We start from the raw sequence: 13,542 nt of genomic DNA, 5'->3' as shown, positions 1-13,542 counted from the left end.
TCGCACTATTGCCAAAGTCACTGATTTGCTATTTAGCAAGTTTTTATTAATTTTAAGCTAAAATCAGCCAAGCTAAATTTAAGGAAAAAAATGAAAGACAATCTACTTGAATTAACCCAAGATATCGCATCTGTTGATATCGAAGAGTCTATAAAAACTAGCTATCTTGACTACTCCATGAGCGTCATCGTCGGACGTGCTTTGCCTGACGCTAGAGATGGATTAAAGCCAGTTCACAGAAGAATTTTATACGCTATGGATAACCTTGGCGTTGGCAGCAGAAGCGCTTACATGAAGTCAGCTCGTATCGTCGGTGAAGTCATCGGTAAGTACCATCCACACGGTGATACGGCAGTTTATGACGCGCTTGTTCGTATGGCTCAGAAATTTTCTATGCGTTATCCAGTCGTTGACGGACAAGGAAACTTTGGCTCAATAGACGGCGACAGCGCTGCTGCGATGCGTTATACTGAAGCTAGAATGACAATGCTTACCGAAGAGCTTTTAAAAGATATCGACAAAGATACGGTTGATTTTGTGCCAAACTATGACGATAGAGAGGTCGAACCAGATGTACTTCCAAGCCGTGTGCCAAATTTATTATTAAACGGCTCAAGCGGTATCGCTGTTGGTATGGCGACAAATATCCCACCACACAGCCTTGATGAGCTAATAGATGGTCTTTTACTCCTTCTTGAAAATAAAGAAGCGACACTTGAAGAGATAATGGAATTTATCAAAGGCCCAGACTTTCCAACTGGTGGTATCATCTTTGGCAAAAAAGGCATAATAGAGGCCTACCGTACAGGTCGTGGTAGAGTCAAACTAAGAGCCAAAACTCACATAGAAAAAAAGCCAAATAAAGACGTCATAGTAATTGACGAGCTACCATATCAAACAAATAAAGCAAGGCTTATTGAGCAAATCGCTGAGCTCGTAAAAGATAAGCAGATAGATGGCATCAGCGAGGTTAGAGATGAGTCTGACAAAGACGGCATCCGCGTCGTCATCGAGTTAAAACGTGACGCTATGAGCGATATCGTGCTAAATAATCTCTTTAAATCAACCACGATGGAGAGCACTTTTGGCGTTATTATGCTTGCTATTAATAACAAAGAGCCAAAGGTATTTAACCTTATTGAGCTACTTAAGCTATTTTTAAATCACAGAAAAACGGTCATCATTAGAAGAACGATATTTGAGCTTGAAAAAGCGCGCGCAAGAGCCCACATCTTAGAGGGTCTAAAGATCGCACTTGATAACATCGACGAGGTGATAGAGCTTATTAGAAATAGTGCTGATACAGCGGTTGCTAGAGAAGGCTTGATGAGTAAATTTAACCTCTCAGAGCTTCAAGCAAACGCTATCCTTGATATGCGTCTAAGCAAGCTTACAGGCCTAGAGAGAGAAAAACTAGAGGCCGAGCTAGCCGAGCTTATGGCTGAGATTGCAAGACTTGATGAAATTTTAAAGAGCGAGACATTGCTTGAAAATTTGATCAAAGAAGAGCTTCTTGAAATCAAAAATAAATTTAAAGTACCAAGAGTTACTGAGATTGTTGATGACTACGATGATATCGATATCGAAGATCTCATACCAAATGAAAATATGGTCGTAACTATAACCCACCGAGGTTACATCAAGCGTGTGCCAAGCAAGCAGTACGAGAAGCAAAAGCGTGGCGGTAAGGGCAAAGTAGCGGTCACGACATACGATGATGACTTTATAGAGAGCTTCTTTACTTCAAATACCCATGATACGCTTATGTTTGTGACTGACCGCGGACAGCTCTACTGGCTAAAAGTCTATAAGATCCCAGAGGGAAGCCGCACAGCAAAAGGCAAAGCAGTTGTAAATTTGATCCAGTTGCAGCCTGATGAGAAGATCAAAGCGATCATCCCAACGACCGACTTTGACGAGAGTAAATCGTTAGCGTTCTTTACTAAAAACGGCATCGTAAAACGCACAAATTTAAGCGAGTTTAAAAACATTCGCTCAGTTGGCGTAAGAGCGATCAGCCTTGATGAGAACGACGAGCTAGTAACTGCGCTCATCGCTCAAACATATGATGATATGCCAGTGACTGACCCTGAAAATGAGCTAAGCGTAGAGACAGAGGTGCTTGAAGTTGAAGAGCTTCAAAATGAGATCGATGAAGATAATGTAAATGTCGAAGAGGACGCAAACTCAGGTGATGAGACAATGCTATTTGTTGTTACTAAAAAGGGTATGTGCCTTAAATTTAAGATCAGCAAGGTTCGCCAAATGGGAAGAACCGCACGCGGCGTAACTGGTATCAAATTTAAAGAGCCAGGCGATGAGGTCGTAGGTGCAGCAGTAATTGAAAGCAATGATCAAGAAATTTTAAGCATATCTCAAAAAGGTATCGGCAAGCGCACAACCGCTGATGAGTACCGCTTGACAAACCGCGGAGGCAAAGGCGTCATCTGCATGAAACTAACAAGCAGAACAGGCGATCTAGTGGGCGTTGTGATGGTTGATGAAGAGCAAGATCTAATGGCTCTGACATCAAGCGGCAAGATGATCAGAGTTGATATGCAAACCATCCGAAAAGCAGGACGTAATACAAGCGGTGTGATCGTCGTAAATGTCGATGGCGATGATGTTGTAAGTATCGCAAGATGCCCTAAGGCAGATGATGGCGAGGATGAGGAAGAAGCACCAAACGAAGATATGGGGCTTTTGGAATAAATTTTGCTATTAAATTTTAAATAAAAGCATAAAAAAGGTTGTTTATGAAGGTTAAAATTTTATCTTTTGCTTTAATGATCGCTATTTTTGGTGGTTGCTCATTTAACGGCTTTATGGGCGAGCCAACTAGCACATCAAACCGCAACGTAGTCATCCAAAAGGTCGATAAAGACGATCTTAGAGAGGTGATGAAAAAAGAGAAGATGATATATGATAGTGCTCCAAAAGAGACCACTTTTAGAGCCACAGGCGAGGGCATAGCTCCGCTAAATTCGCTCTCATACGCTCAATCAGTCACTCTTGCAAAAAGAGCGGCGATGGCGGATGCTTATTCGCAGCTTGCTGGCAAGCTTTATGGCGTAAAGATTAACGCTGAAGACACCGTAAGAGACGCGATGCTAAACGACTCATCTATCACTTCAAAGGTTCAAGGTCTTGTCAAAAACGCAAGGATCGTGAATGAAAATTTCAAAGACGGGCTTTATAAGGTAAATATGGAGCTTAAGATAGACGAAGATAAGTGGCGAGAAGTCTTTTCTTACTAACGATACTTTTAAATTTTGCCTTTTGCTTGGAAGAATTTATCTTCTGGGCGAAGGTCGATACGAAAAATCAAATAGTTGCCTTTGAAGAAATTTCATTTTCAAAGGCGATGACTTTAACACCAAATCCAAAACCAAAATTTCTTTGCCAGATAGACGCTTTTAAAGATGAAAATACCACAGCCCTTGGCTTTTTAAATTTACATAAAGATGAAATTTTTGACTGCTTTGCCTTAAAAAAAGTGATGATAAAAAATGAGCTTAATGTCAAAAATGTGCAGATCTCAAACGCTTCAAATTTGAAAATTTTGCCAGTTAGATTTATGGTGGAATTTAAGCCAAAATCCGCTATCATCGGCACACTTCAATAAAAAAGAGATCAAATGAATATCGTCATAGTAGAAGATGACATCAATATGCGAAAGTCGCTTGAGATCGCACTTGGCGAGTATGAAGAGTTAAACATCAAGAGTTACAAGAGCGCAGTTGAAGCTCTAAAAAAGCTAAGCGACGACACTGATCTAATCATCACCGACATAAACATGCCAAAGATGGACGGACTTGAGTTTATTAAAGAGTTAAACGGCAAATTTGACGTCATCATAATGACTGGAAACGCCACACTCAACAAGGCGATCGAGAGTGTTAGGCTCGGCGTGAAGGACTTTTTAACAAAGCCATTTGACGTCTCAACGCTTTACGAGGCGATAAAAAGGGTGCGGACACTAAAGCAAAAGACTCCAAAAACCATAAAAAAAATAGAAACAAAAAGTGAAAATAACGGCTTTTTAGCCACTTCAAAAGCTCTTGAAGCGACACTAAATATCGCGCTAAAAGCTGCAAGGACTGATGCTTCAATAATGCTTAGTGGTGAAAGTGGCGTTGGCAAGGAGATCTTTGCTAAATTTATCCACGCAAACTCACCTAGAAAAGATGCGGCATTTGTTGCTTTAAATATGGCGGCGATCCCTGAAAATTTGATAGAAAGTGAGCTTTTTGGCTTTGAAAAGGGTGCATTTACTGACGCTGCGACTACCAAAAAAGGGCAGTTTGAGCTAGCAAATGGCGGAACGCTATTTTTAGATGAGATCGGCGAGATGCCTATAAATTTACAGCCAAAATTGCTTCGTGCCTTGCAGGAGCGAGAGATAACAAGACTTGGCGCTACAAAGAGCGAAAAGATAGACGTTCGCATCATCTGCGCTACAAACGCAAATTTAGAGCTTGCTATGAAAGAGGGCAGATTTAGAGAGGATCTTTTTTATCGCCTAAACACGATCCCACTTTTTATACCGCCACTTCGCGAGCGAAAAGACGAAATTTTACCTATCGCGCAGGATGCTTTAGAAAAATGCTGCAAAGAGTATGGCTTTGAGGCTAAAAATTTCTCAAAAGCGGCAAAAGAAGAGCTTTTGAGCTACGACTATCCAGGCAACATAAGAGAGCTCATTTCAGTCGTGCAAAGAGCGGCGATACTAAGCGAGGGTGATGAAATTTTGCCAAATGATCTATTTTTACAAGCCAGAAGCAAAAAATAGCCATAAATTTAAGTAAAATTACGAAAATTAAAAAAGATAAGGAGAGCAGATGAGAAAATTTAACGTAGCAGTCGTTGGTGCTACTGGAGCGGTCGGCGAAGAGCTTTTTAGAGTTATGGAAGAGGTTGATTTTCCAGTTGGAGAGCTTTTGCCACTTGCTAGCGCAAAAAGTGCTGGTAGCGAGATCGAATTTAATGGCAAATATTACAAAGTAAAAGAGCTAACTGAAAAGGTTTTTAGCGAGCACGAGATAGATATTGCTTTTTTTAGTGCGGGCGGTTCAGTCTCAGAGAAATTTGCCAAATTTGCAGCTGATAGTGGCGCAGTAGTCATCGATAACACCAGCCATTTTAGGATGGATAAAGATATCCCTCTTGTTGTGCCAGAGTGTAATCCAAGTGACATTGCTATGTGGAAAAACCGCGGCATTATCGCAAATCCAAACTGCTCGACTATCCAAATGGTGCAAATTTTAAAACCACTAAACGACGCTTTTAGTATCAATAGAGTCGACGTTTCTACATACCAAGCAGCAAGTGGTGCTGGCAAAGAGGGTATGGAAGAGCTTGTCGTTCAGATGCAAAAATTCTTTGAGTTTAAGCTTGATGAGTGCGAGCCAAAGGTATTTGCGCACCGCCTAGCACTAAATGTGATCCCTCACATCGACATCTTTTTGGACAATGACTACACAAAAGAAGAGATGAAGATGGTCAATGAAACGCAAAAAATTCTTCACAAAGATATAGAAGTTAGCGCTACCTGTGTGCGTGTGCCAGTGCTTAGAAGCCACTCAGAGGCTATCACTATCCACTTTGACAAAGATGTAAGTGCAGATGCAGCAAGAGAAATTTTAAGCAAAGCTCCAAGCGTCGTCGTAGTCGATAATCCAGCAAATAAAGAGTATCCGATGCCTATTATTTCAAGCGACACAAATGATACTTATGTCGGTAGGATCAGAGTTGATAATTACAGACCTAATGTGCTTCACCTTTGGTGTAGTGCCGATCAGATCCGTGTGGGAGCTGCTACAAATGCTGTCAGGATCGCGCAAAAGTGGATCGCGATGCAAGAGTAAATAAAAAGGATTTTTATTGCGTAAGATATTTGAAAAAATTTTGCTTGCTAGCAACAGCTTTACACTTTTTCCAGTAGTTTTTGGACTTTTAGGCGCGATCGTGCTTTTCATCATCGCAAGCTATGACGTCGGCAAGGTACTTTTAGAAGTTTATAAATATTTCTTTGCTGCAGATTTTCACGTTGAAAATTTTCACTCAGAAGTCGTTGGCGAGATCGTTGGAGCGATCGATCTATACTTGATGGCGCTTGTTCTTTATATATTTAGCTTCGGAATTTACGAGCTTTTCATCTCAGAGATCACACAGCTAAAACAGTCAAAGCAGAGCAAGGTACTTGAAGTGCATTCACTTGATGAGCTAAAAGACAAGCTTGGCAAAGTGATCGTCATGGTTTTAATCGTAAATTTCTTCCAAAGGGTGCTTCACGCAAACTTCACAACTCCGCTTGAGATGGCATATCTTGCGGCTTCTATCCTTGCACTTTGTCTTGGACTTTACTTTCTTCACAAGGGAGATCACTAAAATTTTAAGCGTTTTAACGCTTAAAATTTGTCCTACATCTTTTCTTTAGCTATTTTTAGGTAATATCCCTTTAAAATTTTAAAGGAAATTTAATGATTTTCATAGACGCCTGCCTTAAAAAACCTACCCCTTATACGCCTGTTTGGATGATGCGCCAAGCTGGTAGATATCTGCCAGAGTATATGCGAGTACGCGCGCAAGCAGGGGATTTTTTGTCACTTTGCAAAGACTACAAAAAGGCTAGTGAAGTCACACTTCAACCAGTTGAAATTCTTGGCGTTGATGCAGCGATTTTATTTAGTGACATCCTTGTCGTGCCTCTTGAAATGGGCATGGATCTACATTTTGAAAAGGGTGAGGGTCCAGTTTTTAGTGACCCATTACGTGATAAAGCCGCACTTGACGCACTTAGTATCGAAAAATCGACTAAAAATTTAGCATATGTCTATGACACGATAAAGCTCACAAGAGAAAATTTAGCCAAAGATAAGGCACTAATTGGCTTTTGCGGCGCACCTTGGACGATAGCTACATATATGATCGAGGGTGGTGGCAGTAAAACTTATGCGGTCTGCAAAAAAATGCTCTATCAAAATCCAGAATTTTTGCATCAAATTTTAGAAAAAGTGACGCAAGCTCTCATCCTTTACGTCAAAGAGCAGATAAGAGCAGGCGTAAATGCCGTGCAAATTTTTGACAGCTGGGCGGCTGCGCTTGAAGAGCAGGCATATTTTGAGTTTGGATTTAGCTATATAAATAAAATAGTTGATAGCGTAAAAGCTGAATTTCCAGAAATTCCGGTCATTGTTTTCCCAAAAGGAATAAGTGGCTATCTGGATAAAATTTCAGGTAAATTTGATGTTTTTGGCGTTGATTGGAGTACACCGATTGAGCTAGCCAAAGAAAAACTTAGCCCAAGATACGTCCTTCAGGGTAATATGGAGCCAACAAGGCTTTATAGCAAAAAGGCGATAGATGAAGGTGTGGATAAAATTTTAAGCACGATGAAAGGTGTGCCTCATATTTTCAATCTTGGGCATGGAATTTTGCCTGATGTGCCAGTTGAGAATGCAAAATATTTTATAAAACAGGTACAGACAAAAAGTGCAAGGTAGCAAGCCTTGCATCGTCTTTGGACCGATAAATTCTCGCCGTTTTGGCATGAGCCTTGGTATAGATCTAAGCCCTAAACAAAAATCATGTAATTTTGACTGTGTTTATTGCGAGCTAAGTGGCGCAAAGACTGTTGAAACAATAGAAAATCCGCCAAGCGTTGATGAGATCATAAACGATTTAAAAGAAGCATTAAAAACTCATCAAAACATCGATGTCATCACACTTACGGCAAATGGCGAACCAACTCTTTACCCATACTTAAAAGAGCTGATAGCAAAAGTAAATGAACTAAAAGGTAGCGCAAAAACACTCATTTTGAGTAATGGCTCAGGCGTGCGTGATCCAAAAATTTGTGAAGCACTACATGGGCTTGATATAGCGAAATTTAGCCTTGATAGTGCGGTGCAAAGTACTTTTAAAAAGATAGACCGCAACAAAAGCGGCGTAGAAGTTAGCGATCTCATAAAAGCTATGGCTAAATTTCGTAAGGAATTTAAGGGCGAGCTTGTGCTTGAAATTTTAGTCGTGGCTGGATTTAACGACAAAGAAGAGGAATTTATAGCACTCAATGCTGCGATAAATGAGATAGCTCCGCACCGAGTGGATATTGGCACGATAGATCGTCCGCCAGCCTATAATGTAAAGGGTGTAGACGCCAAAAAACTAGAGGAGCTAGCTAAGCAGATAAGTGGCGTACCGGTTAATATAGCTAAAGCTCACAAAATAGAGCAAAAGTATAACTTTAGTGAAGATGAAATTCTAGAAATGCTAAGGCGTCGTCCGCAAACTATTGCAAATATTGAAGAAAATTTCTCAGAACACTCAAAGCAAATTTTAAACAAGCTCTTGCAACAAGATGTGGTTTATCTAGCCGATGTTGCTGGGGTAAAATTTTATAAACTAAGAGCATAAATGAAAAGAATCCTTACAATACAAGATATCTCGTGCGTTGGCAAATGTTCCCTTACTGTCGCACTTCCGATAATTAGCACTCAAGGCATTGAGGCGTGTATATTGCCTACTGCGCTACTTTCGACTCATACTGGCTTTAAAAATTTCACATTTCGTGATCTGACTGATGAATTTGACGAGATAACACAAGTATGGCACAAAGAAAATATCGCATTTGATGGAATTTATACCGGATTTTTAGGTAGCTTTAGTCAGCTTGAGCTGATAGAGAAAATTTTTAATGAGTTTAATGACTCTGCTTCACTAATACTTGTAGATCCTTGCATGGGCGACAATGGCAAGCTCTATCATGGATTTGATGAAAAATTTGTTATGAAAATGCGTGATCTTTGCACAAAGGCTCACGTTATCACGCCAAACATAACAGAGGCAAGCTTTATGTGCGGGATGCCGTTTTTAGGCAGTGACTATACGCAAGATTATATTTTAGAGTTGCTTGAAAGCTTGGCTAGCTTTGGAGTTAGAAAGATTGTGTTAAAGGGCATTAGATACAAGCAAAATGAATGCGGCATCATAGCTTACGACGCAAAGACAAAAGAGAAGGTAGAGTATTTTCACGAATTTTTGCCATTTCACACGAGTGGGACTGGAGATATATTTGCTTCTGTGCTTTTTGGCTCACTTATAAATGGTGAAAGCATGCAAACTTCTATCAAAAAGGCGGCAAACTTTGTGCTTAGTAGCATTAAAATCACGCTAAAAGATAAGAGCCGCACATGGTATGGTGTGCAGTTTGAAAAGATGCTTGGCACTCTTGCAAAATAGGCGGGCAAACTACTTATTTAAAATTTTTAATAACACAACGATATGGCAAAGATTTATATCTTTACTAGCTGTTAGAAGTGCTATATCGCCATGCTCTTTTTCTAGTTTTTTTAGCATTTTAAAGCAAGATTGTGCTTTTTCATTATCAAGCTCGAGCTCAAATTTCTCACAAAACTCATCAAATCTAGCTTCTCTATCTTCATGAAACCACTCTCTTAAAGTAGTGCTTGGTGTGATATCTTTTAACCAAAGGAAATTTGAAAATATCTCTTTTCTTATGCCTCTTGGATAGAGTCTATCAACAAAAGCCGCCTTCATATCCAAACTATCATCTTTGATAAAATCATAAATTCTATAAGCTTTAAACATGTTTGTAATTGTAATGCTGTAAGGTTAATGAATAAATTTTTTAGATTAACTTATAATTTTTTAAAATTTACCTTGCGTTTTTTTTTTTTTTTGAAATAGAATAATGCCAAAATTTATTTAAGGAGGTTAAATGAAAATTTCAAATTTGATAGTTTTTTGCACTATCTTATTTTTATTTTCTGGTTGTGTAGCGCCACAATTTACGCCAAAGCCATTATTGCCAGATTCAAAAGGTATAGCAATGGTAAATTCTACACCTTATAACTGTAAAGTTTTAGGCGAAGCAGAGGGAAGTGACGAGGCAAATGGCAGAATGAATCCAACTATTGAAGGGCTTAGACAAGGCGCAATGAATGATCTAAAAAATGAGGCAATTGAGATCGTTGGACTTCACAAGAGAGTCGTACTTTATATTGTAAATGAATCACCGCTTTGCTACTATGGACAAAATCTTGATATTTGCCCTAGAGGCAGTCAGTTTGCGGCATCTTATAGAATAAAAGCACAAATTTTTGACTGTGGCGATAAAAACTAATTTTAGAGCTAGAAATAGCTCTAAAGCAAAGATGAAAATAAAACCTCACAAAATAATAAATTTAAATTAAAGCTCGTTTCGATAAAATCCCAACATAAAAATCACTAAAAAGGTTATCATTATGAGAGGCTATAAAATTTTCTCAGGAACGGCGAATATTGAGCTTTCAAAGAAAATTTCGCAATATCTTTCACTTCCTCTTAGCGAGGCAAGTATAAAAAGATTTAGCGATGGAGAGATCAGTGTGCAAATCGGAGAGAGCGTGCGCGGAAAAGATGTTTTTGTCATTCAGCCAACATGTGCACCGACAAATACAAATTTAATGGAGCTACTTATCTTAACTGACGCTTTAAGACGCAGTAGCGCAAGCTCGATAACAGCGATCGTGCCGTATTTTGGCTACGCCAGACAAGATAGAAAAGCAGCTCCTAGAGTGCCGATCACTGCAAAACTAGTGGCAAACATGATGCAAACAGCAGGTATCGATAGAGTCGTTACTATGGATCTTCACGCAGGACAAATTCAAGGATTTTTTGATATTCCGGTTGATAACCTTTATGGAAGCATCATTTTTAATGACTATGTAAGAGCAAAAAATTTACCAAATCCAATCGTTGCAAGTCCTGATGTAGGCGGTGTTGCTCGTGCTAGAGCTTTGGCTAAAAATCTAAATCTTGACATGGTTATCGTAGATAAGCGCCGCGAAAAAGCAAACGAGAGCGAAGTGATGAATATAATCGGTGACGTAAATGGTAAAGATGTTATTTTAGTCGATGATATGATCGATACAGCTGGCACGATCGTAAAAGCAGCTGAAATTTTTAAAGAGCGTGGCGCAACTAGTGTTATGGCATTTTGTACGCATCCAGTCCTTAGCGGACCAGCTTATGATAGGCTAAGACTAGGCTTTTTAGATGAGCTAGTGGTAACAGATACGATACCTTTAGCAGAGGAGCTTCCTTGTATAAAAGTGCTAAGTGCAGCTTCCTTGTTTGGAGAAGTGATACGCCGTGTATATCACAATGAAAGCGTAAATAGCTTATTTTAATTAATCTTGGCTTTTGCTTTGGAGTTGTTTCAGGCAAAAGCCAAATCTTTCAATATTTATTAGAATCTAATTTTGATAAATCAAAATTTATAGCAAAAAGATAGCCTCTATTTATAGCTGGAATTTTTAAAATTCTAGCCTTCTCTTTAAAAATTTTTGGCATTATGGCTTTGCAAAATGGAGTTACTAAAAGGTAAGTGTCTGCGTATCCGACAGCGATCTTGCCGCTTAGTACCACGCTTGTTTGCTTTGCTAAATTTGCACTTAGCTCTTCTTTTTGCGCTTTGCTTAGAAGCACATTTAGCTCTTTTGCCGCCATATCAATGCCTCGTATCACATTACTATCATTTTTTATAATAAAAATTTTATCACTTATTTTTGTGATATTTGGCATTAAAATTTGTCTATCGGCTTCTAAAAACTCAAAGCTCTTTTGCACGCCAATAAAATATCTATCCAAAAATGGCTCACTAAAATTTAGCCTCATGAAGCTTCTTTTAAACTCACCTTTTAAATTTGTCTCATCGATAAAATAGCGTAAATTTCTCTCATCAAGATAGTTTTGAAGCTCTTTTTTGCGTAAATTTAAAAGCGGCCTAACTAGCCAAAAGTGCTTTCTCTTTTCAAGCTCGCTCATGCCAAAGAGCTCTTTTAGCCCAGCACCCTTACTAAGCTGCATCAAAAACCACTCAAATTTATCGTCAAACTGATGCGCTAGGATCAAATTTTCATAGTCAAATTTTTGGCAAATTTCTCCAAAAAACTCATATCTTACCTCGCGCGCATTTTTTTCAAAATTTGACTTATCTAAAAAAATACTTTTGGTATAAATTCTTTTACCAAATTTATCTGCGAGATCTTTTGCGCTTTCTATCTCACTTTTACTTTGCTCTCGAACATTGTAATCAACCATCGCTAGATCAAATTTGATCCCAGCTTCTTCTAAAATGTAAAAAAGTGCGGTGCTGTCTATGCCGTGCGAGAAGGCTAGTAGGTTTGCACCTGGGTTTAGCTTTTCTCGCACATTTTGGCTTATCATTTTGCTTTTTTGATGATTTTAGCGATTAGTTTTTGATCGACCACGTCAGTGACCTCGCAAAGATAGAGTGAGCCGATCTCAAGTTCTTTTACATCGCTCTCGTTTATTAAAATTTCGCCGTCTATATCTTTATCCCAGATGTCTTTTTTGGCTGCGTAAAACATCTCGCCCTCGCTACTTTCGCCCTCAAGAGGAGCATAAATTTGCTTGCCAATCTCTTTTTGCAAGCTCTCATTTATCGATTTTTTAGTGATCTTTTCTATCTTGTTTAGTCTTTTTGAGATGATTTTAGCTGGGATTTGCTCCATTTCAAAAGATGCAGTGTCCTCCTCTTTTGAGTAGGCAAAGGCTGAAATTCTATCAAATTTAAACTCTTCTAAAAATTCGCAAAGCTCCTCAAAATCCTCCTCGCTCTCTCCTGGATGACCAACGATGATACCAGTTCGTAAGAATGAATTCTCGGCATTTCTCATTAAATTTAAAAGCTCTTTGATTTTTTTAGCGCCACTTCCACGCTTCATTATCTTTAGCATGTCTTCGCTGATGTGTTGGATCGGCATGTCAAAGTAGTTGTGAAAGACAGGCGAGGCGATGATACGCTCAATTAGCTCCTTGCTGGTCGTGCTTGGATAGAGATAAAGTATCCTGGCACTCCTTACGCCCTTTATCTTTTCTATCTCGTCTATTAAATTTATAAGCCCGTCGCTAACGCCTTGATCGCGCATATATGAGCTCGAGTCTTGAGATAAAAAGCTAAAGTCGTAGTAGCCTTTTTTGACTAGATTTTTGACCTCGTTTACGATGTTTTCAAGCGAGCGTGATTTTAGTTTGCCTTTAAAAGTTGGAATGGCACAAAAACTACATTTTTGGTTACAGCCCTCTGAAATTTTGATGTAGGCGTGGTAGTTTGAGCCAGTTATCACACGCTCTTCATTTGCTTGCAGATAAGTTTGCGGGCTAAATAAATTTTGCTTTTTTAAGATGATCTCATCGATCTTGTCATAGTCAGCCACACCGGTAAAGAGATCGACCTCTGGCAGCTCTTTTATAAGCTCATCTTTGTAGCGCTGCATAAGACAGCCAGTCACTACTAGCAAGGAGCCATTTTTACGAGCTTCATGCATCTCAAGTATGGTTTGTATGCTCTCTTCTTTGGCAGATTTGATAAAGCCGCAGGTATTTACGATGATAACGTCAGCATCACTGATATCGTCTGTGATATCGTAGTTTTGCAATCTGCCAAGCATGATCTCAGAATCAACTAAATTTTTGTTACAGCCAAGTGAAATTAAGTGAAGTTTTGGCATT

General features: G+C 39.2%; 14 protein-coding genes. 11 read left to right on the top strand and 3 right to left on the bottom strand.

Translation table 11 applies throughout. The features are described 5' to 3' along the window. The first annotated feature begins 90 nt into the window (after positions 1-90). The 9 genes from gyrA (at position 91) to CVS97_RS02145 (ending at position 9,243) form a co-directional block, all read left to right on the top strand. On the top strand, positions 91-2,712 hold the full coding sequence (gyrA, locus tag CVS97_RS02185) for a DNA gyrase subunit A (protein ID WP_107784923.1): 2,622 nt from the start codon (positions 91-93) through the stop codon (positions 2,710-2,712). 44 nt (positions 2,713-2,756) lie between these two features. Beyond that, entirely contained in the window at positions 2,757-3,257 is a 501-nt protein-coding gene (locus tag CVS97_RS02180) for an LPP20 family lipoprotein (RefSeq protein ID WP_107784922.1), read from the top strand. Further along, on the top strand, positions 3,233-3,625 hold the full coding sequence (locus CVS97_RS02175; RefSeq protein WP_107784921.1) for a hypothetical protein: 393 nt from the start codon (positions 3,233-3,235) through the stop codon (positions 3,623-3,625). The genes CVS97_RS02180 and CVS97_RS02175 overlap by 25 nt, the downstream gene beginning before the upstream one ends. A gap of 12 nt (positions 3,626-3,637) precedes the next feature. Next, entirely contained in the window at positions 3,638-4,792 is a 1,155-nt protein-coding gene (locus CVS97_RS02170) for a sigma-54-dependent transcriptional regulator (protein WP_107784920.1), read from the top strand. A 49-nt stretch (positions 4,793-4,841) separates the two neighbouring features. Continuing rightward, positions 4,842-5,867, top strand: coding sequence for an aspartate-semialdehyde dehydrogenase (locus CVS97_RS02165; RefSeq protein WP_107784919.1), 1,026 nt, complete (start codon positions 4,842-4,844; stop codon positions 5,865-5,867). A gap of 16 nt (positions 5,868-5,883) precedes the next feature. Then, complete coding sequence (locus CVS97_RS02160) at positions 5,884-6,390, top strand: YqhA family protein (protein WP_087578735.1); 507 nt, start codon at positions 5,884-5,886, stop codon at positions 6,388-6,390. A 92-nt stretch (positions 6,391-6,482) separates the two neighbouring features. Next, positions 6,483-7,505 carry a uroporphyrinogen decarboxylase gene (gene hemE, locus CVS97_RS02155; RefSeq protein ID WP_107784918.1) on the top strand — a complete coding sequence of 341 codons (1,023 nt, stop codon included), beginning with the start codon at positions 6,483-6,485 and terminating at the stop codon, positions 7,503-7,505. A 46-nt stretch (positions 7,506-7,551) separates the two neighbouring features. Beyond that, the gene (locus CVS97_RS02150; protein ID WP_107785198.1) at positions 7,552-8,418 is read left to right on the top strand and encodes a radical SAM protein; all 867 of its coding nucleotides are present in this window, start codon (positions 7,552-7,554) and stop codon (positions 8,416-8,418) included. Beyond that, complete coding sequence (locus CVS97_RS02145) at positions 8,419-9,243, top strand: pyridoxamine kinase (protein ID WP_107784917.1); 825 nt, start codon at positions 8,419-8,421, stop codon at positions 9,241-9,243. It begins immediately after the preceding gene. Positions 9,244-9,252: 9 nt separating this feature from the next. Here the strand turns inward: CVS97_RS02145 and CVS97_RS02140 are convergent, their stop codons facing one another. Continuing rightward, complete coding sequence (locus CVS97_RS02140) at positions 9,253-9,612, bottom strand: DUF488 domain-containing protein (protein ID WP_107784916.1); 360 nt, start codon at positions 9,610-9,612, stop codon at positions 9,253-9,255. 130 nt (positions 9,613-9,742) lie between these two features. On the opposite strand from CVS97_RS02140, the gene CVS97_RS02135 reads away from it, so the two are divergent. Then, entirely contained in the window at positions 9,743-10,147 is a 405-nt protein-coding gene (locus tag CVS97_RS02135; RefSeq protein ID WP_107686429.1) for a hypothetical protein, read from the top strand. Positions 10,148-10,268: 121 nt separating this feature from the next. Next, entirely contained in the window at positions 10,269-11,195 is a 927-nt protein-coding gene (locus tag CVS97_RS02130) for a ribose-phosphate pyrophosphokinase (protein WP_072594149.1), read from the top strand. Between the two features lie 49 nt (positions 11,196-11,244). Here the strand turns inward: CVS97_RS02130 and tilS are convergent, their stop codons facing one another. Together tilS and rimO are read right to left on the bottom strand one after the other, a co-directional pair. After that, complete coding sequence (gene tilS / locus CVS97_RS02125) at positions 11,245-12,234, bottom strand: tRNA lysidine(34) synthetase TilS (RefSeq protein ID WP_107784915.1); 990 nt, start codon at positions 12,232-12,234, stop codon at positions 11,245-11,247. After that, a complete protein-coding gene (gene rimO / locus CVS97_RS02120) occupies positions 12,231-13,541 on the bottom strand; it encodes a 30S ribosomal protein S12 methylthiotransferase RimO (protein WP_107784914.1) in 1,311 nt (436 codons plus the stop codon). Before rimO ends, tilS begins: the two co-directional genes overlap by 4 nt. Position 13,542 lies beyond the last annotated feature (1 nt).

The organism is Campylobacter concisus, from assembly GCF_003049735.1.
GTDB classification, from domain to species: domain Bacteria; phylum Campylobacterota; class Campylobacteria; order Campylobacterales; family Campylobacteraceae; genus Campylobacter_A; species Campylobacter_A concisus_AN.
This window is presented reverse-complemented; position numbering and strand designations above follow the sequence as displayed.

Bases quoted from the DNA above. Each gene is read 5' to 3' on its own strand.
- tilS (WP_107784915.1), bottom strand. From the start codon at position 12,234: ATGATAAGCCAAAATGTGCGAGAAAAGCTAAACCCAGGTGCAAACCTA.
- CVS97_RS02130 (WP_072594149.1), top strand. From the start codon at position 10,269: ATGAGAGGCTATAAAATTTTCTCAGGAACGGCGAATATTGAGCTTTCA.
- CVS97_RS02135 (WP_107686429.1), top strand. From the start codon at position 9,743: ATGAAAATTTCAAATTTGATAGTTTTTTGCACTATCTTATTTTTATTT.
- CVS97_RS02150 (WP_107785198.1), top strand. From the start codon at position 7,552: ATGAGCCTTGGTATAGATCTAAGCCCTAAACAAAAATCATGTAATTTT.
- CVS97_RS02145 (WP_107784917.1), top strand. From the start codon at position 8,419: ATGAAAAGAATCCTTACAATACAAGATATCTCGTGCGTTGGCAAATGT.
- CVS97_RS02165 (WP_107784919.1), top strand. From the start codon at position 4,842: ATGAGAAAATTTAACGTAGCAGTCGTTGGTGCTACTGGAGCGGTCGGC.
- rimO (WP_107784914.1), bottom strand. From the start codon at position 13,541: ATGCCAAAACTTCACTTAATTTCACTTGGCTGTAACAAAAATTTAGTT.
- CVS97_RS02140 (WP_107784916.1), bottom strand. From the start codon at position 9,612: ATGTTTAAAGCTTATAGAATTTATGATTTTATCAAAGATGATAGTTTG.
- gyrA (WP_107784923.1), top strand. From the start codon at position 91: ATGAAAGACAATCTACTTGAATTAACCCAAGATATCGCATCTGTTGAT.
- CVS97_RS02170 (WP_107784920.1), top strand. From the start codon at position 3,638: ATGAATATCGTCATAGTAGAAGATGACATCAATATGCGAAAGTCGCTT.
- CVS97_RS02180 (WP_107784922.1), top strand. From the start codon at position 2,757: ATGAAGGTTAAAATTTTATCTTTTGCTTTAATGATCGCTATTTTTGGT.
- hemE (WP_107784918.1), top strand. From the start codon at position 6,483: ATGATTTTCATAGACGCCTGCCTTAAAAAACCTACCCCTTATACGCCT.